At 72.5% G+C, this 18031-nt stretch carries 14 protein-coding genes and 1 pseudogene; 3 read left to right on the forward strand and 12 right to left on the reverse strand.

What is annotated here, in order from left to right; translation table 11 throughout:
- Window positions 1-383: 383 nt before the first annotated feature.
- The 4 genes from GA0074694_RS03215 to GA0074694_RS03230 all read right to left on the reverse strand — a co-directional run bounded on the left by GA0074694_RS03215 (window position 384) and on the right by GA0074694_RS03230 (window position 3692).
- The gene (locus GA0074694_RS03215) at window positions 384-521 is read right to left on the reverse strand and encodes a hypothetical protein (RefSeq protein ID WP_245714526.1); all 138 of its coding nucleotides are present in this window, start codon (window positions 519-521) and stop codon (window positions 384-386) included.
- Between the two features lie 110 nt (window positions 522-631).
- Window positions 632-1078 carry an AAA family ATPase gene (locus GA0074694_RS03220; RefSeq protein ID WP_176737759.1) on the reverse strand — a complete coding sequence of 149 codons (447 nt, stop codon included), beginning with the start codon at window positions 1076-1078 and terminating at the stop codon, window positions 632-634.
- A 177-nt stretch (window positions 1079-1255) separates the two neighbouring features.
- Window positions 1256-2293, reverse strand: a complete 1038-nt coding sequence (locus GA0074694_RS03225; RefSeq protein WP_425413577.1) for a DUF5131 family protein — start codon at window positions 2291-2293, stop codon at window positions 1256-1258.
- A gap of 277 nt (window positions 2294-2570) precedes the next feature.
- A complete protein-coding gene (locus GA0074694_RS03230; protein WP_091452166.1) occupies window positions 2571-3692 on the reverse strand; it encodes a glycerophosphodiester phosphodiesterase in 1122 nt (373 codons plus the stop codon).
- 95 nt (window positions 3693-3787) lie between these two features.
- Between GA0074694_RS03230 and GA0074694_RS03235 the strand changes: the two genes are divergently transcribed.
- The gene (locus GA0074694_RS03235; RefSeq protein WP_342670915.1) at window positions 3788-5170 is read left to right on the forward strand and encodes a TrkH family potassium uptake protein; all 1383 of its coding nucleotides are present in this window, start codon (window positions 3788-3790) and stop codon (window positions 5168-5170) included.
- Window positions 5160-5834 carry a potassium channel family protein gene (locus GA0074694_RS03240; protein WP_091452173.1) on the forward strand — a complete coding sequence of 225 codons (675 nt, stop codon included), beginning with the start codon at window positions 5160-5162 and terminating at the stop codon, window positions 5832-5834. Before GA0074694_RS03235 ends, GA0074694_RS03240 begins: the two co-directional genes overlap by 11 nt.
- A 25-nt stretch (window positions 5835-5859) precedes the next feature.
- Here GA0074694_RS03240 and GA0074694_RS03245 read toward each other — a convergent pair whose 3' ends face one another.
- The 7 genes from GA0074694_RS03245 to GA0074694_RS03275 all read right to left on the reverse strand — a co-directional run bounded on the left by GA0074694_RS03245 (window position 5860) and on the right by GA0074694_RS03275 (window position 14811).
- Entirely contained in the window at window positions 5860-7668 is a 1809-nt protein-coding gene (locus GA0074694_RS03245; RefSeq protein WP_091452176.1) for a serine/threonine-protein kinase, read from the reverse strand.
- A 103-nt stretch (window positions 7669-7771) separates the two neighbouring features.
- Window positions 7772-9325 (reverse strand): fused MFS/spermidine synthase, encoded by a 1554-nt coding sequence (locus tag GA0074694_RS03250; protein WP_091452177.1) that lies wholly within the window; start codon window positions 9323-9325, stop codon window positions 7772-7774.
- Between the two features lie 36 nt (window positions 9326-9361).
- Window positions 9362-10375, reverse strand: a complete 1014-nt coding sequence (locus GA0074694_RS03255) for a coiled-coil domain-containing protein (protein ID WP_091452180.1) — start codon at window positions 10373-10375, stop codon at window positions 9362-9364.
- Between the two features lie 150 nt (window positions 10376-10525).
- On the reverse strand, window positions 10526-11338 hold the full coding sequence (locus GA0074694_RS03260) for an inositol monophosphatase family protein (protein WP_091452183.1): 813 nt from the start codon (window positions 11336-11338) through the stop codon (window positions 10526-10528).
- Window positions 11331-11783, reverse strand: coding sequence for a response regulator (locus GA0074694_RS03265; protein ID WP_091452189.1), 453 nt, complete (start codon window positions 11781-11783; stop codon window positions 11331-11333). Before GA0074694_RS03265 ends, GA0074694_RS03260 begins: the two co-directional genes overlap by 8 nt.
- The gene (locus GA0074694_RS03270) at window positions 11780-13561 is read right to left on the reverse strand and encodes a sensor histidine kinase (RefSeq protein ID WP_091452192.1); all 1782 of its coding nucleotides are present in this window, start codon (window positions 13559-13561) and stop codon (window positions 11780-11782) included. The genes GA0074694_RS03265 and GA0074694_RS03270 overlap by 4 nt, the downstream gene beginning before the upstream one ends.
- Window positions 13558-14811 carry a PP2C family protein-serine/threonine phosphatase gene (locus GA0074694_RS03275; RefSeq protein ID WP_176737760.1) on the reverse strand — a complete coding sequence of 418 codons (1254 nt, stop codon included), beginning with the start codon at window positions 14809-14811 and terminating at the stop codon, window positions 13558-13560. Before GA0074694_RS03275 ends, GA0074694_RS03270 begins: the two co-directional genes overlap by 4 nt.
- A gap of 313 nt (window positions 14812-15124) precedes the next feature.
- On the opposite strand from GA0074694_RS03275, the pseudogene GA0074694_RS03280 reads away from it, so the two are divergent.
- A pseudogene (locus GA0074694_RS03280) lies at window positions 15125-17512 on the forward strand (M28 family peptidase).
- Window positions 17513-17700: 188 nt separating this feature from the next.
- On the opposite strand, the gene GA0074694_RS03285 reads toward GA0074694_RS03280, so the two are convergent.
- Window positions 17701-17955, reverse strand: coding sequence for a Smr/MutS family protein (locus GA0074694_RS03285; RefSeq protein WP_013736060.1), 255 nt, complete (start codon window positions 17953-17955; stop codon window positions 17701-17703).
- Between the last annotated feature and the right edge of the window lie 76 nt (window positions 17956-18031).

Raw genomic sequence — 18031 nt, forward strand, 5'->3', positions numbered from 1 at the left:
ACGTCAGCCGGGCGTCCACCCGCTGCTCGGGATCCACCAAAGGCATCGCCGGGGTCGATCCGGCACGCGGCCTCACGCTCACCAAGGCCGGTCCACCGCTGGAGGACAGGATGATCACTTGCTACTACGGCGCCGTTCCTCGGCACCCAATGCACGCACCACTGGGAGATCAACGCGGCAACACTTGGAGTCGTCACACGAAGATCTAATAGGGAAGCCCACGCAGCACGACCGGGGCCAGTCGATGCCGTACCAGCGTTGCAGCTGGAACAGGCACCGGCCGCGGTCCCAGCCCTCGTCCACCAGCGGGTACCAGGGAGTCTTGCCGCTCTCGTCGGTGATGTCGCCCCGTACGGCGATGCCCCGCCGCCCGGCCTCCTCGATCAGCCGGACCGTATCGCGGGCGTCGGCGGCTTCGGGCGCATCTGTCGCGTCGTGCCCGGCGGGGACTGCTGCTGCTCGGGCTGACCCTGCGCGTACTGCTGGGTCGGGTCCTGCTGGGTGTACTGGTTCTCGCTCACGGCCGTCTCCTCGCGCTCGCCGGCCGGGTCCTGCTCTGCCCTACCCTGCGGCGTCGGCCGGAAACAGCGGGTGTGTCCCGCCGCGCGGGCGGCCCCCGGCTCCCTGCCGGCTACGCGGCGTCGAGCACCCGGCACCGGCCCTCGTCGGCTATCCGGCGGATGACGTCTCCACCCACCAGCCGGCCACCGCCGGCACCACGGGCCGCATCTCGGGCGATGCAGGTTTCCACCGGCACCTCCCGCAGGTCGACCGCCACCAGGTGCGCCCCGGCCTGCTCGGCAAGCTGCCGCCACTGCTCCACCGACGCGTCCGGCAAGTTCGTGTCGTCCGCGATCACACTCAGGCCGGCGCGCAGCAGTGCGAGCACCTGCGCTTTCTGCGCGGTGGTCACCGCGTCCTCCTGCCACCGCACACCGGCCCTACCGCCGTGGCCCATGGCCCGCAGGTCGTCGCGGTTCACGCGGAAGCGGCGCTCAGGATCCTCGGCCACCCACCGCTTGGCGTAGGTGGTCTTACCAGAGCCGGGCAGGCCACGGGTAATGACAAGTGCGGGCATCATTCCTCCTTGGCGAACATGCGGCGGACAGCTCCCGGTGATCGGCGAGCCGGGCGCGACGTGGAACTTAGTACCGGAACCACGTGCTCCCACCTGACTCACGGCCGGGAGTGCCTCGTGGTTCACGAAACTGTCGAGCAATCTCTCCGAGGTGGGACGACCCGGCCACCGGGTGCGTTACGTGCTGCACCGCCTCGACGCGGCGGTACTGAACGACCTCGGCCGACGCCTGACCGCCCCGGGCACCTGGGTCAAGGTCATGGGCAGCCCTGCCGAGCTGCGCGACGCACTGCCGCCGCACTGGACGATGGCCCCGGTCAACCACCTGATGAGCGCCCCGTTCGGCGAGGGCGTGGTGACCCCGCCCGCACCGTGTGAGGTGCGGATCGACACGACCGGCGGGACGGTGGTCGCGACGGTGGTGGACTCCGCCAACAGGCGAGGCTGAGGCATCTCGTCCCAGGTGCGTCCGTCCAGCGATCGGCCACCCGCCTTCGGGGTGCGCCCACCCCACTGCTTGAAGAAGAAGGCCGTACCCGCACTGACGCACTGGTCCCGCAGGTCCCTGACCCACGCCGGATCCATCGGCCGGCACCCCTGGCCGGACTCGCCCCCGGCAATCAACCAGTCGATGCCGACCAAGTCGAGGCCGGGCAGCGAACCGAGCAGCGGTTCGGCCGAGACGAACCGCACGGCCGCCGGCACCTTACGGAGATGGTCGAGCCGGTCGCGCTGGCTGTCGTCCTCGACGCTGACGCCCATCCAGACGTTCGACGGCCACTCGAGTTGGGGTGCGAGCCTCGCCAACCGCGCTGCTCGTTTGGTGAGCACCTGGTAGGTGTGCCGAGGAGTTTCCCGCATCACGTCGAAGACCTGCCGGACGTACGTAACAGGAATGCGCGCGTGGAAGAGGTCGGACATCGAGTTGACGAAGACCGTGCGGGGCTCACGCCACCGCAGTGGGACAGCCAGGGCGTCCGGATGAAGAGCAACGCCGAAGCCCGGACCGGAGGTGCGCGGGTCGCCATCGGTTCGGTACTTGGCCGACCCCATCGCCTTGAGCCGCTTGGCCAGCGTCAACGCATAGCAGTTGTCGCAACCCGCAGAGATCCTGTCGCAGCCGGTGGTGGGGTTCCAGGTGGCTTCCGTCCACTCGATCGCACTCTTGTCGGCCATACACCCTCCTCTTGCCTCGAAGCACATCGTGTCGAACATCAGTACGCATGGGAAGCGTGACGTGGCGTGTTCGGACGATTTTCCCGTGAGGCATCGGCCCGGCGACCTGGTCGCACAGACGGGGCAGCTCCACAGCGTTCAACCCGCATACCCACCCTGGCGGCCGGCGGAGACCATCACCGAGGCGAACCGCAGCGACGGGGCACAGAGCTGCGGGCGACGGCCAGGACGAAACGTCGGAGGTGAAGACGGGGGCTGGGCCGCCACCCGGGCGGTCGGGTGGCGGGCCAGCAGGAGGAAAGCCGGGTCGGGCGGGTCAGGACAGGCCGGCGCGGGCGGCGACGGCGGTGTCCGGGTGGTCGGCGAAGACGCCGTCCAGGCCCAGCCGGAAGAACAGCTCGTACTCGGCGGTGATGTCGCCCCGGGCGTTCGGGTCGGTGCCGATGCGGTGGTCGACGGCGAGGAACTGGTTCTCCGCGCGGAACGTCCAGGCGTGCACGTCCAGCTTCTCCCGGTGCGCGTCCCGGACGATGGTGGTCGGCGCGAGCAGCCGGCCGGCCGCGTCCCGGGGCACGATCAGGTTCTTCTGCGCGCCGACGATGTCGGCGTACCCGGCGATCCAGCGCAGGCCCGCCGGCGTGACCAGGTCGGCGTAGGTGCGCGGGTCCCCGGCGACGGTGAAGTCGTACGGGCGGCCGGACGCGTCGAGGAGCTGGGCCAGCTTGACGTCGACCATCTTGTCCAGCTTGCGCAGGTTGGCCGTCTCGAAGGACTGGATGACCACCGGCGAATTGGGCCTGGTCAGCTTGTTGGCCCGGAGCACCTCGACCAGCGGCTCCTCCAGGGGCAGCCCGATCGAGGCGAAGTAGGTGGGGTGCTTGGTCTCCGGGGCGACGCCGATCACCCGTCCCCGCTTCCGCCCCTCCTCGCGGGCCACGTCGACGACCTCCTGGAGGGTAGGCACCTCGAACCGGCCGTCGTACGCGGTGTTGGTCATCCGGACCTGCGGCAACCGCTCCTTGGCGCGCAGCGTCTTCAGCTCGGCGAGGGTGAAGTCCTCGGTGAACCAGCCGGTCACCGCGACGCCGTCGATGGTCTTGGTGGTCTTCCGGGCGGCGAACTCGGGGCGGGCGGACACGTCGGTCGTCCCGGAGATCTCGTTCTCGTGCCGGGCGACCAGCACGCCGTCCCGGGTCGGGACGAGGTCCGGTTCGATGTAGTCCGCGCCCATCCGGATCGCCAGCCGGTACGCCTCCAGGGTGTGCTCGGGCCGGTAGCCGCTCGCCCCACGGTGGGCGATCACGACCGGCCGGTCGGTGGCCCGCGACCGGTCCGGGCGGGCCTGCGGTTCGGCCCCGACGGCCGTGGCGGTGGGCACGGCCACCGCGACCGTGAGCAGCGCGCCGGCCACACCGAGGGCGGAAAGGGTACGTCGCAACGCCGTCTCCTGTCATCGAGGGGGATCGCGACCAGCCAAGCGGCGACGGACGACCGGGAGTTGGTCTCCGCCTGACCGGCAGGTGAATGTCAGGGATGGCCGTTTCCGCACCCGGGAGCGGGGTGGGCCACGAAGATTGGCTGGTGCGCCGGCTTCTCCGTCACCCCGTGCGGATCGTGCCCCTGGGTTTCCTGGTCGCGATCCTGCTCGGCACCGGCGTGCTGATGCTGCCTCCGGCGACCGAGGAGCACCGGTACACCCCGTTCGTCACCGCCCTGTTCACCGCCACCTCGGCGGTGTCGGTCACCGGGCTGGTCGTGGTGGACACCCCGACCTACTGGACCCCGGTCGGGCTGGTGATGATCACAGTGCTGACCCAGCTCGGCGGCCTGGGCATCCTCACCGGCGGGACGCTGGTCGTCCTGGTGGTGGCTCGGCAACTGGGGCTGCGCACCCGGCTGCTGGTACAGGCGGAGACTGCCGAGTTCGGCATCGGTGACGTACGGCGGGTGCTGCTCAGGATCGGTCTCACCATGCTGGTCTGCGAGGCCGTGATGACCGCGGTCCTGGCCCTGCGCTTCGCCGTCGGCTACGACTACCCGGCGGGCCGGGCCATCTGGTACGGCTTCTTCCACGCCGTCCAGGCGTTCAACAACGGCGGCTTCTCCCTCTACTCCGACAATCTGGTCGGGTTCGCGCACGACGGGTGGGTCACGCTGCCGTTGGCCTTCGGCACGATCATCGGAGGGCTCGGCTTCCCCGCGCTGTTCGAGGCCACCCGGGGCTGGCGACGGCCGGGCCGCTGGACGGTCAGCACCAAGCTGACCGTCTGGGGCAGCCTGGTGCTGCTGCTTGTCGGCTTCGCCGTCCTGCTGGCCGCCGAGTGGGCCAACCCGCGCACGCTCGGCCCGTTCGGCTGGGAGGGCAAGGCGCTGGCCGCCTTCACCCAGGACGCGTACATCCGCACCGGCGGGTTCAACACGGTCGACGTCAACGGGCTGGACGAGGCGAGCTTCCCCCTGCTGATCGCCCTGATGTTCGTCGGGGGCGGCAGCGCCAGCACCGCCGGAGGTATCAAGGTCGCCACCTTCTTCCTGCTGGCCTTCTGCATCTGGGCCGAACTGCGGGGCGAGCCGGACGTCACCGTCGGACGACGCCGGCTGGCCTCGGCGAGCCAACGCCAGGCACTCACCGTGGCCCTGCTCAGCGTCGCGCTGGTGGTGGCCGGCACGGTGACGTTGATCCTGCTGACCGAGGGGGTGAGCTACGACCGGGCGCTGTTCGAGGTGACCTCGGCGTTCAGCACCACCGGGCTCTCCACCGGCGTCGCGCAGACACTCCCGTCCGCCGGTCAGCTCACCCTGATCGTGCTCATGTACATCGGCCGCGTCGGCACGCTCACCCTCGGCTCGGCGATCGCGTTGAACACCCGCAGACGGCTGTACCGGTACCCGGAGGAGCAACCCATTGTCGGCTAGAGGCAACGGCGGAAAGAGCCACGGCGTCGTGGTGGTCGGGCTGGGCCGGTTCGGCACCTACCTGGCCGCCTCCCTGACCCAACTCGGTCACGAGGTGCTCGCCATCGACCGCGACCCGCAGACCGTGCAGCGGTGGTCGTCCCAGCTGGACCAGGTGGTGCAGGCCGACTCGACCGACGAGACCGCGCTGCGCCAGCTCGGCATCGCCGACTACGAGCGGGTCGTGGTGTGCATCGGGGCGGCGGTGGAGGCGAGCGTCCTCACCGTGCTCGCGGTCACCGAGGTCGGCGGGTCGACGATCTGGGCCCGTGCCACCTCCCGTAAACACGCCCGGATCCTCTCCGCGGTCGGCGCGCAGCACGTGGTCTTCCCCGAGGCGGAGACCGGGGAGCGGGTGGCCCACCTGATCGTCAGCAAGATGCTCGACTTCATCGAGTTCGGCGACGACTTCGCCATCGCCAAGGTTCGGGTGCCGCAGCCGCTGATCGGCCGTGCCCTGGCCGAGGTCGCGCCGGACGACCGCTTCGGCGTCATGGTGGTCGGGGCCAAGCTGCCCGGAGAGCGGTTCGAGTACGCCACGCCGGCGACGGTGCTCACCGAGGGTTCTCTGCTCATCGTCGAGGGCAGCATCGAGCAGGTCGGACGCTTCGCCGGGATGACCTGAGGCCGACCGGGAAGCTCCCGGGGCCTCACCCCCCGGCCGGGTCGCCGCTCTCGTCGCCGCCGCCGTCGCCACTCTGGTCGCCGTCGCCAGCGCCGTCGTCTCCTCCGTCACCGCCGGTGTCGTCAGGACTTGGCGTTGCGCTTGGTTCCGGTTCCGGCTCCGTCACGGACGGCTCCGGTTCCGGGCTCTGCTCTTTTTTTCCCCCACCGCTCTTTCCGCTGTCGCCGCCGGTCTCTCCACCCTTGTTGCTCTTGTCGCTCTTCTCCCGCTTCTCGGTGCCGGTGCCGGTGCCGGTGCCGGTCGTGGTGGAACCGCCGGACCGGGTCGTGCCACCGCCGGCCGGGGTGACCGCCGGGGGCGGGGTGGGCGTGGGCGAGGTGCCGGCCACCCCGGCGACCTGCACCTCGCAGGTGTCCTCGCCGAGCTGGAACCGCACCGGCAGCGGGTTCGCCCCGGCGTACCGGCCGGTCAGGGTGACCTTCTCGGCGGCACCGGGGGCCAGCGTGGCCCCTGCGGCGGCGGGCCGGACCTCGACGATCCGGTCCTGCTGACGCACCACTGTCGGGTTCGGGCCGGCGACCGTCTGGTCGCCCGGCAGGGTGAAGCGCATCGTCCAGTCCCGCAGCTCGGCCGAACCGGTGTTGGTCAGGGTCACGTCGGCGGCGAAGGTCCGGCCGTCGTCGCGCCGCAACGCGTAGCTGACCGTGCAGGGGGCCGGGCGGTCGAGCCCCAGCCGGGCCTCGTCCGGGGTGACCTGGTCGCCGTTGGCCGCCTGCTGGCCACTCATCCCCCACACCACGCCGGTCACCGCGAGCAGTCCGGCCGCCACCGCGCCCGCCTGCGCCTGCCGCCGTCGCCGACCCGCGACGCGTCGCGACCGGCTCACCGACAGCGGCAGCGCGTCGGTCGCCGCCGACCAGGGCAGGATCGTGGTGTTGGCGGCCGCCAGCAGCCCCGGGTCGGACGGCCCGGCCGGCGACACCGGTACGACGGCAGCCACCCCGGCCGCCTCCGCGAGGGTACGGGCCAGTTCCACGCTGGACGGCCGGTCCTCGGGACGCTTCGCCAGGCAGCGGCGCACCAGCTCGACCACGTCGTCGGGGAGCCCGGGCACCGGCGGCATCGGCTCCGGGTCGGTGTGCATGTGGGCACGCAGCATCTGCGTGGTGGTGTTCGCCTCCCAGGGAAGCCGACCGGTCAGCATCCGGTACAGCAGCAGCCCCACCGCGTACACGTCGGTGGCCGGGGAGACCTGACCGTTCTCCAGCCGTTCCGGGGCGAGGTACGCCGGGGTGCCGAGCAGCGTGCCGTCCGGTCCCTTCTCGCTCTCGCCGACCAGGGCGGAGATGCCGAAGTCGACGACCTTCACCCCGGTCGCGGTGAGCATCACGTTGCCCGGGGTGACGTCCCGGTGCACCACGCCCCGGGCGTGCGCGGTGGCGAGCGCGGCGGCCGTCTCGGCGGCGATGGCCAGTGCCTCCCGCCAGGGCAGGCTCCGGTCCCGGCCCAGCCGGGCGGTCAGCGGCGGACCGTCGACCAGCTCCATGACCACGTACGGGACGGTCAGCCCGACCTGCTCGGACTCGCCGTAGTCGTAGACGTTGGTGATGTGCGGGTGGACGAGCCGGGCGGCGGACTGCGCCTCGGTGCGGATCCGGTGGCGGAACGACCGGTCGCTGGCCAGCCGGGAGGCGAGCACCTTCACCGCCACCTGGCGACCGAGCACCTCGTCGTAGCCGCGCCAGACCACCGACATGCCACCCGCGCCGATCTGTTCGATCAGCCGGTACCGGTCTCCCAGCAGTTGCGCGCCTTTCCTGACCCCTCCGCCCATGGCAACACCTGTTGCCCGCCGGGGCGGAAAGTTACACCGAGCCCGGCAAAATCGGTCAGGATCGTCACCAACCGGAGACGCTCCGGGCGGCGGGCGGCTGCGCTCAGGCGGTGGCGAGAAGCTGGTCGACCGGCGCGTAGTCGTCGGTCAGCACCAGTGCGTCACCGACGAACGCGGTCAGGTCGGCCCCGGACAGCAGCCGGGTCGGCTGGTCGAGGGGGGCGAGCCGCTCCTCGACCGTGGTCAGCGGCAGCGGCTCGTCCGAGGCGACGATGAGGAAGTTGGCCCCGTACTCGCCCCGCAGCGCGGCCGGCGGGGCGATCAGCGCCACGTGCCGGAACTCGGCGGCCACGGTGGCGACCTCGGCACGGATGAAGCGCAGCGGCGGGTAGTCGATGACGTTCTGCACGTAGATCCCGCCGGGCCGGAGCACCCGGTGGATCTCGGCGGCCATCTCCCGGGTCGCCAGGTGCCACGGCACCACCAGGTGGCCGAAGGCGTCCCCCACCACGAGGTCCCGACTGGCGGCGGGCTCCCCGGCGACCAGCATCCGGGCGTCGCCCACCTCGGCACGCAGCTCCGGGCCGGTCCGCAGCCCCAGCTCCGCCCGACCCAGGTCGACCAGTCCCCCGTCGATCTCGAAGACCAGGTTGTCCGTGCCGGGCCGGGTGGCGGCCAGGTACCGGGGCATGGTGAAGCCACCCCCGCCGACGTGCAACACGTCCAACCGCTGCCCGGCCGGGGCCGCCACGTCGGCGACCGCCCCGATCCACTGGGTGTACTCGAACTCCAGGTGCGTCGGGTCGGCCAGGTCGACGTACGAGTGCTGGGCGGAGTTGAGCAGCAGCGTCCGGCCGCTCGGCCGGCTGTCGTCCACCTCGACCGACGCGCAGTGGTACGCGGTCTCGACGTCGCACGGGTCCGGCGCGACGGCGGCCAGGCCCGCCCCGGCCAGCCCGAGCACCGCCACCGCGGCCCGGACGCGGGCCGGACCGGGCAGCCCGGTGCGGTCCTGTCGGCGCAGGTAGACACCGAGGGCGACCCCGGTCAGGCCGAGCGCCACCGCCAGGCCGACCATGATGACCGAGCTGGGCAGGGCCGCCACCAGGACGAACCCGGTGGCGAGGGTGGCGGTGATCCCGCCGAGGGTGCCGATCCCGGAGAGCCGTCCGACCACCTGCCCGGTCCGACGCAGGTCGGCGAGCTGGAGCTTCACCACCAGCGGGCTGACCGCCGACAGCAGCGCCGCCGGCACGAACACGGCCGCCGCGACGAGCAGCAGGATCGCGCTCGCCGCGCCGCCGCGCAGCACCTCACCGGCGTACCGGACCACCGGCAGGGTGACCGCGGTGGCGATGCCGGCCAGCACCAGCGCCGGGGCGAGCAGGGGACGCGGGTCCCGACGGTCGGCGAGCCAACCGCCGGTCCACGCGCCGTACGCGATGGCGGCCAGCGCGATCCCGATCACCGAGCTGGTGACCTGGAGCGTGACCCCCACGTACGGGCCGACCAGGCGCAGGGCCACGGTCTCCAGCACCAGGACCGCCCCGCTGGCGAAGAAGACCAGGAACGCGGCGAGGCCGTTGGGCAGCGCGCGACCGGTGACCGGCGCGGGCGGCGCGACGTCGACGTGGACGTGGGACTTCGGGGAACTCACCGCTGCGATGGTACGCAGCGTTCCTGGTGAAAACGGTCAGTACATGGAGAGATGAACGTGGTTCGTGTGGTCGGCGGCCGGGCTGCCGCTGCCGCCGTACGCCCGCCAGCCGGTGCCCGGGTGCCAGATCTGCCGGTACCAGATCACGTAGAGCACGCCGAGGCGGCTGGCGTTGCGCACGTACCAGGCGGCCAGCCGGTCGCCGTAGTCCTTGTCCCCGCCGGTCGCCGTCTCGTCCTTGAACCCGTTCGTCGCGGCGGAGAAGTCGCAGGCCCGCCCCTTCGGGTGCTCGCCGGACCCGCCGCTGCGGTAGCAGGAGACATGCCGGCGGTAGCCGGCCGACTGGGCCTGTTGGAGGGCGTTGAGGGTGCGCGGGGTGATGCAGCCCGAGGTGGTCGGGTCGTTCACCGAGCAGGACTCCGACGGCCAGGAGCCGTCCGGGTTGCGCGGCGCCGGCCGGGCCGAGGCGGAGCCGCCGCTGCCGAACCCGCCGCTGGGGCCGGAGCTGACCGCGGCGAGCGCCCGCTCGGCCTCCCGCTTCTTCTTGGCCAGCAGGTTGACCTGCTTGAGCTGCTCGCGGACCTCGGCGTCGATGGCCAGTCTGGCCCGGTCGGCCCGGTTACGTTCCTCGGTCAGCGCCCGCACCCGCCGGGCGTCGCGCTGCGCCATCACGTCGAGTTCGGCGGCCCGCTGGAGGAAGTCCTCCGGCGCGCTGCTCTGCAACAGCAGCCCGGTGGCGGTCAGCCGCCCCTGCTTGTACGACTGGACGGCCACCTCGGCCACCTGGGCGGTCAGCCCGACCAGCCTCGACTCGATCTTCTTCACCTCAGCGGCCAGCAGGATCTGCCGCTTCTTGGAGTTCTCCAGCTTGGCGGTGGCCTCGAGATGCCCCTTGGCGCTGGCCTCCAACGCGTCCCGCAGCGCCTTGGTGCCGCCCTCACCGGGCTCGGCGTGGGCCGGGGCGGGCCCACCCAGCACCAGCGCCACCACGGCGAGCAGCGCGACCAGTGACCGGAGGCCACGACACCGGTGGAGAGCCGTCCTGCGCACGAAAGTCGATGTCCTCTCGTCAGCCGGGGCCTGGTGGACGCGGGGCTCCGGCCCCGGGTGCGTCCCCGGCGGGGACCGCCGGTCACAATACCGGACCGCCGGCCGCCGGCCGAGCCGGCGACGGCCCGGGTCGCGGACCCGGGCATGCCGTCAGTCGGCGAGCAACGCGGCGTGCACCTCGTCCCAGATCCGCTCGTTGGCGGCGACCAGGAGCCCGTGGTCGTCGACGGCCGGATCGTAGTCGGTGCCGTCGAACCGGCGGACCACCCCGCCGGCCTCCCGGACCAGCAGTGCGCCGGGCACGTGGTCCCAGGGGAACGTCCGCCAGAAGAGGACGAAGTGCTGCGTGCCGGCGAGCACGTCGAGGTACTCCCGGCCGGCGCAGTGCAGGCCGGGCAGGAGTTCGCCGAGCCGCTGGCCCCCGGCCGTCACCCGGGACCGCATCGACGGCGGCAGGTAGTGGCTCATCGCCGCACCGCGCAGCTCACCGGGGGACGGCACCGGCGCGGTCGTGTCGACCGCCCGGTCGCCCAGGCGTACGCCCGCGCCGGCCCGGCACACGGCCAGGGTGTCGGCCAGCGGGTCGAGGATCCAGGACGCCACCGGCTCGCCATCGGTCAGCAGGGCCACCATCAGGGCGAACGGTCGCCGTCCGGCGGCGAAGTTGGCGGTGCCGTCGAGCGGGTCGACCAGCCAGACGTCACCCGTACCACGCACGTGCTCCAGGAGCGCGGGGTCGGCGGCGACGGCCTCCTCGCCGACCACCACCGAACCGGGACGCAACCGGAGCAGTTCCTCGGAGATCGTCTTTTCGGCCCGCCGGTCGGCTACGGTGACCACCTCGCCCGGGGCCTTCTCGGTGATCTCGTGGTCGTCGAGACGCTGGAACAGCGGCACGACGATCCGCTCGGCGGTCTCGCGGAGGAGGTCACCGACGGCGTCGAGCAGGGCGTCGTCAGCCACGCGGCGGCAACTTGACCACGCTGACGAAGAACTCGTCGATCTGCCGGACCACCGAGATGAACCGTTCGAAGTCGACCGGCTTGGTCACGTACGCGTTGGCGTGCAGCTGGTAGCTGCGGAGGATGTCCTCGTCGGCCTGCGAGGTGGTGAGCACGACCACCGGGATCCGGCAGAGCGCGTCGTCTTTCTTGATCTCCTCCAGCACCTCCCGGCCGTCCCGCCGGGGCAGGTTCAGGTCGAGCAGGATCAGGTCCGGCGTCACCGCGTCGGCGTACTGGCCCTCGCGCCGCAGGTAGGCGAGCGCCTCGGCACCGTCGGAGACGACGGTCAGCCGGTTGCGGAGCTTGTGCTCCTCGAACGCCTCCTGGGTCATCAACACGTCGCCCGGGTCGTCCTCCACGAGAAGGACCTCGATCGGGCTCCTGCCGTCCGCCGGAGCGGTCATCCCACTGTCTCCCTCGCGCCATCCGTCCTGCCGCTCGTCGCCTGGTCCGGACGCTGGTCGTCAGCGTCCCGAGCGGTGTCGGCGGTCGGCCCGGTCGTTGCCGTGTCGTCCATGTCGGTGGGACGGGCGGGCACGCCCTCCCCAGCGTCGGTGCTCCCGGGCGACTCGTCGCCCTCGGTCGCCCCGGTGTCCCCGTCCGGCTCCTCGGCCGCCGCCCGTGCGGCCTCGACGTCTCCGGGCAGCGCCGGGAGGGTGAACCGGATGGCGGTGCCCTCCTCGGTGTCGGTGTCGACCCAGACCCGGCCCCCGTGGTACTCGACGATCTTCTTGACGATCGCCAGGCCGATGCCCGTACCGGGGTAGGCGTCCTTGGAGTGCAGCCGCTGGAAGATAACGAAGATCTTGTCCGCGAACTCCGGCTCGATCCCGATGCCGTTGTCCTGGCAGGTGATCTCCCACTCGTCGTCGACCAGCCGCGCCGAGACGTGCACCCTCGGCGGCACGTCCGGCCGGCGGAACTTGACCGAGTTGCTCACCAGGTTGGTCAGGAGGTTGGTCAGCAGGGGTTCCTCACCCCGGATGGTGGGCAGCTCCGACCAGGTCAGCTCGGCTTCGGCCTGCTGCCGGGCCACCTCGGTCTGGCCCGCCACGTCCGCCATGACCTTGTTCATGTCCACCTCGGTGAAGCCGGTGGTGAGGCGGCCGATCCGGGAGAAGGCGAGCAGGTCGTTGATCAGGCGCTGCATCCGCTGCGCACCGTCCACCGCGAAGGCGATGTACTGGTCGGCGCGGTCGTCGAGCTGCCCCGCGTAGCGGCGCTGGAGCAGCTGGCAGAAGCTCGCCACCTTGCGCAGCGGCTCCTGGAGGTCGTGCGAGGCCACGTAGGCGAACTGCTCCAGGTCGCGGTTGGAGCGGACCAGCTCCTCGGCCTGCTTCTGGAGCTGCGTGTTGACCCACTCGATCCGTTCCCGGGCCTCCCGGACCTCGGTCAGGTCCTTGGCGATCTTGCGCCGCATCGCCTCGACGTCGTCGGCGAGCTGTTGGAACTCCGGTGGCCCGGATCCGCTGATGTGGTGCTGGTAGTCGCCCTCGGCGACCTCCCGCACCTGGTCGGCCAGGCCGGTCAGCGGCCGGACGACCATCCGTTCCAGCGAGACCAGCAGGAGCGCGCCGGCCACGACCACCACCAGCGCCGCGATGACGAGCAGGACGACCAGCAGGTTGCCGGTCTGCCGGATGCTCCGGGCGTTGGCCTCCCGCTCGGCGATGATCCCGGCGTCCAGCCGGGCGACCGAGGCGCGCACCTGGTCGAACTGCTGCCGGGTCCGGTCGTCGATGAGACCCTGCGCGGCGGTGGTCCCGTCCCGCTGCACCGTGGTGATGACCGGTACGGCCACCGTTCGCCGCCACTGCTCGGCCTGCGCGCGGACGACGTCCAGTTCCCGCCGGATGCCGGGGTAGTCGTCGACGAGCCGGCCGATCGACTCGATCAGCTTCTGTTCCTGCCTGACGCCGTCGTCGTACGGCACGAGATCCTGCCGGTCGCCGCTGACCGCGTACCCACGGACCGAGGTCTCCTGGTCGAGGAGCGCGTTGAGCAGTTCCTGCGCCTGGACGCGCAGCGGGCCGGTCCTGGTCAGCAACGCGTCGGTGTGCGACCGGTTCCGGGCCGCCACCGTCGCCTCGGCGGCGGCCAGGCCGATCAGCAGCACGCCGACCACCGCCAGGAGACCGACCACCCGCTGCCGCAGCGTCCAACCCCGGCCGACCGCCGTCACCGGCCACCGCCCCGGCTCACCAGCAGCATCGCCACGTCGTCGGCGAGCGGGCCCCCGTTGATCTCCTCGGCCCGGCCGACCAGCCAGCCCGGCAGCTCGGGCAGGGGCACCAACTGGTTGGCCGGATCACCGACCAGTGCGCTCAGCCCCGGGACGTCGAGTCGCTCCTCGCCGTCACCCACGCGTCCCTCGATCAGACCGTCGGTGTACATCAGCAGGGACCAGTCATCGGTGGAGAACTCCAGGTCGAAGGCAACGGGCCGGCGGGGGCGTACGCCGAGGAGCAGGCCGCCCGGGGCAGGGACCGGCGCGACCCTACCCCCCGCGATCAGCAGCGGCGGGGGGTGCCCCGCCAACCGTACGGTGGCCCGGTTGGCGTCCAGGTCCAGGCAGACGGTGGCGACGGTCGCGAAGATCTCCTGGAGCCGGCGTTCGCTCATCAGCACCTGCTCCAGGGCGGGCAGCACCTCGTCGTCGGGCACCCCGGCGAGGATCAGGGCACGCCAGGCGACCCGCAACTCCACGCCGAGCGCCGCCTCGTCCACGCCGTGTCCGCAGACGTCGCCGACGATCAGGTCGATCCGGCCCGGTCGGGTCTGCACCACGTCGTAGAAGTCCCCGCCGATCAGGGCGGCGTGCCGGCCCGGCCGGTAGAAGGTGTGCACGGCGATCCGGTCGCGCTCCATCAGCAGCGGCGTCGGCAGCAGGCCACGTTCCAGGCGGGCCGACTCGGCCTGCCGCAGTTCCACCTCGCGGAGTCGGCGGGCGTTCTCGTCGGCCCGCTTCCGCTCGACCGCGTAGCGCAGCGCGCGGGTCAGCAACACGCCGTCGACCGTGCCCTTGACCAGGTAGTCCTGTGCGCCCTCGGCGACCGCGACGATGCCCAGGTGCTCGTCGGAGCGGCCGGTGAGCACGCAGACCGCGGCGCCGCCGGCCATGTCGAGGACCTGACGCAGGCCGTCGAGGCCCTGGGCGTCGGGCAGGCCGAGATCCAGCAGGACACAGTCGACCCCGAGCACCCGCTGCCGGGCCTCGCTCAGGCTCGTGGCGACCAGCAGCTCGATCATCGAGTTGGTCTCGGCGAGCAGCTCACCGACGAGGAACGCGTCGCCCTCGTCGTCCTCGACCAGCAGGACCCGCAACCGCTCGCCCGGCGGCAGCGTCGGGTGCCGCCCGAGACCGCCGTGCGGGTACGCCAGCGGCGCGACGGTGGATCGGGACAGCCCCGTCCCCGGCACGGACCGGGTCACCGCCGCGAGACGCGGAAGATCACTACTGATGTCGGGCTCCTTCCGAGTGCCCTGCTGATCCTGTATTAGACAACGGTCGCACACAACACGACGGCTGCGGCATGGGCGGGGATGGACTCCGTCACTGCGCACCGGCGGACAAAACGACCCCTCGTCGTGCCGGTCGGCGACGGCCTGCTCAGGCGGACCGGGCCCGCTCCCACCGGACCACACCGCCCTGCTCCGACCGAACCGGACGGTCACGCCTCTCCCGCCGGGGCCCGGGCGGGGCAGGATGATCCCACCCCGGCCCCACCCCCGCGAGGAGACCCCAGTGGGCGCACCGCCTGCCACCCCCGCCGCCGACCGGGCGCTGGCCCGGCCGCGTCGCCGACCGGCCGCCGCCGTGGCCGCGCTCGCCGTGCTCGTCGCGGTCGTCGCCGGCACCCTGCTCGACCTTCGTACGCCCGCACCGGCCCCGGCCGACGCTCCGGCCGCCGAGTTCAGCGCCACCCCGGGCGTACGAGCACGTCGAGGTGGTGGCCGCCGAGACCCACCCGGCCGGCAGCCCGGCCAACGACCGGGTCCGCGCCCACCTGGAGCGGACCCTGCGCGGGCTCGGCCTCCAGACGTCGGTGCAGGACACCGTCGCGCCGGAGGCCGGGCAGCTCAGCGGGTCCGCTGGCGGCACCACGATGGCCCGGGTCCGCAACGTGGTGGCCCGGCTCCCCGGCACCGATCCGACCGGTCGAGTCTTCCTGGTGGCGCACTACGACTCGGTGCAGTCCGGGCCGGGCGGCAACGACGACGCCGCCGGCACCTCGGCGATCCTGGAGGCGGCCCGCGCGCTGACCAGCGGCCCCCGACTCCGCAACGACGTCGTGTTCGTGCTGACCGACGCCGAGGAGGCGTGTCTCTGCGGGGCCGCCGCGTTCGCCGCCGAGCATCCGCTCGCGGCCGACGGCGGGGTGGTGCTCAACCTGGAGGCACGCGGCCGGACCGCCCGGTGATCATGTTCGAGACCTCCCGGCGCAACGCTGCCCTGGTGGGCACCTTCGGCCGGGCCGCGCCGCACCCGGTGGGCACCTCGTTCGCCGTGGAGGTCTACCGGCTGCTGCCCAACGACACCGACTTCACCGCCTTCCTCCAGGAGGGCTTCGTCGGGCTGAACTCGGCCTACCTGGACGGCGGGGCGATCTACCACACCCCGCTGGACACCCCGGAGTCGATGGACCGGGGCAGCCTCCAGCACCACGGCGACAACGTGCTCGCGCTGGCCCGGGAGTTCGGCCGGACCGACCTGGACACGTTGGACGCCGCGCACGACGCCACCTACTTCCCGGTGCCCGGGGGCCTGGTCCGCCACCCCGGCTGGCTGACCTGGCCGCTGGCCCTGGCCGGGCTGCTGGCCGTCGCCGCGCTGGGCTGGGCGGCCCGCCGACGCGGCCGGACCAGCCTGCCCCGGCTCGCCGCCGGCTTCGGGCTGGCGGCGGTGCCGCTCGTGGTCGCCCCGCTCGCTGCCTGGCTGCTCTGGGCGGCGGTGCTCGCCGTCCGCCCCGGCCACGCCGAGCTGCTCGACCCGTACCGCCCGGGGTGGTACCGGCTCGCGGTGGCGGCCCTCGCTGGCGCCGTCCTCTTCGGCTGGTACGCGCTGACCCGTCGCGCCGTCGGTCCGGCCGCGCTGGCGGTCGGCGGGCTGGGCTGGCTCGCCCTGGTCGGCGTGGTGCTCGCCCTGGTCGCGCCCGGCGGGTCGTACCTGGCGACCCTGCCCGCCCTGGCCGGCGCGGTCGCCGGCCTGGTCGCCCTGGCCACCCGGATCGCCGGCCCCGGGCCGGTGGTCGCGGTGACCGCCGGGGCGGCGGTGGGGGTGCTGGTGCTGCTCCCCACGGTGGTGCTGCTCTTCCCGGCGCTCGGCATGGGCATGGGTGCCGTCGCCGCGCTCTTCACGACGATGCTCGGGCTCGCCGCGCTCCCCGTGGTGGACCTGCTGCACCCGCAGGCCGGCGGGGCCCGGGGCATGGCCGCCGCGCGGGCCCGCCGCCGGGGCGCGCTGCCCGCGCTCGCCGCGACGCTCGCCGCGGTGGTCTTCGCCGCGGTGGGCCTGAGCGTGGACCGCTTCGACGCCGCGCACCCGGTTCCGACCCATCTGATGTACGCGCTCGACGCCGGCACCGGGCAGGCCCGCTGGCTCAGCCACGAGACCGACCCGCAACCCTGGACCGACGGGTACGTGGACGGGACGGAACGCGTCGACGACGACTTCCCCGGCCTCGGTGACGCGGAACTGCTGACCGGCCCGGCTCCCCGGGCCGACCTGCCCGCGCCGAAGGTCGAGGTGCTCGCCGACACCCGCGCCGGCACCACCCGCACCCTGCGGCTGCGGCTCACGCCGCAACGGCAGGTACGCCTGGCCACCCTGCACCTGGACGCGAACACGGCCACCGTGCAGTCGATGGTGGTGGGCGGCCGGCCGGTCCACTTCGACCGGATCGCTGGCGAGCAGCGGTGGGATGTCGGGCTCGTCTTCCACGCCCCGCCGCCGGAGGGTGCGGAGATCACGCTGACCGTCACGCCGAAGGCGGAGCGGGTGGCGCTGCGCGCCATGGACGCCAGCGACGGCCTGGCCGCCCTGCCCGGCTTCCGCCCCCGTCCGAAGGACGTCGGCGTGGTCGGCTCCCACACCTCCGAAATGCTCGCCGTAGCCCAAACCCACCACCTCTAGCCCCCGGGACTCCCCACTCCCGCGCGGCCGCGCCCCGCGCGCTCACCCCGCGCCTCGCCCGGGTGATGCCGGATGGACGGCGGATGCTCCTGGCGCTGGTATGCACAGGTGTCCCCTTGAAGCATGGCTGCGTGGTACCGCCCGTAGTACCATCGGCCTGTGCCCCTCGGTAAACAAGATCGTGGAAGCTACTTCCAGCGGAAGTGGACGAAGAGGCGGCCGAAGTTCTTGGAGTCCTTCTCGACCCGGTGGTAGAGCTGTTTGACGTCCTTCTGGTCGAGGAACCGCAGCACCCGCTTCTTGAGCTGGCCGGAGCCCTTGCCGGGGATGATCTCGACCAGGGTGGCCTTCTTCGCCACCGCCTCGTCCATGATCCCGCGCAGCGCGCGGTCGATGTCGTGGCCCTTGTTGAAGATGTCGTGCAGGTCCAGCTTCAGTTTCATGCCACGCCCCGGTCGAGTGTCGTGCCGTCCGTCCGCCGGGGTGTCCGTGTTCGCGGACACCCCGGCCGGACGGGCA

Origin of the sequence: Micromonospora inyonensis (assembly GCF_900091415.1) — a bacterium.
Classification (GTDB): Bacteria; Actinomycetota; Actinomycetes; order Mycobacteriales; family Micromonosporaceae; genus Micromonospora; species Micromonospora inyonensis.

Coding starts and splice junctions, on each gene's coding strand:
- GA0074694_RS03220 (WP_176737759.1), bottom strand. CDS start 1,078: ATGCCCGCACTTGTCATTACCCGTGGCCTGCCCGGCTCTGGTAAGACC.
- GA0074694_RS03225 (WP_425413577.1), bottom strand. CDS start 2,293: ATGTTCGACACGATGTGCTTCGAGGCAAGAGGAGGGTGTATGGCCGAC.
- GA0074694_RS03235 (WP_342670915.1), top strand. CDS start 3,788: ATGGCCGTTTCCGCACCCGGGAGCGGGGTGGGCCACGAAGATTGGCTG.
- GA0074694_RS03245 (WP_091452176.1), bottom strand. CDS start 7,668: ATGGGCGGAGGGGTCAGGAAAGGCGCGCAACTGCTGGGAGACCGGTAC.
- GA0074694_RS03265 (WP_091452189.1), bottom strand. CDS start 11,783: ATGACCGCTCCGGCGGACGGCAGGAGCCCGATCGAGGTCCTTCTCGTG.
- GA0074694_RS03285 (WP_013736060.1), bottom strand. CDS start 17,955: ATGAAACTGAAGCTGGACCTGCACGACATCTTCAACAAGGGCCACGAC.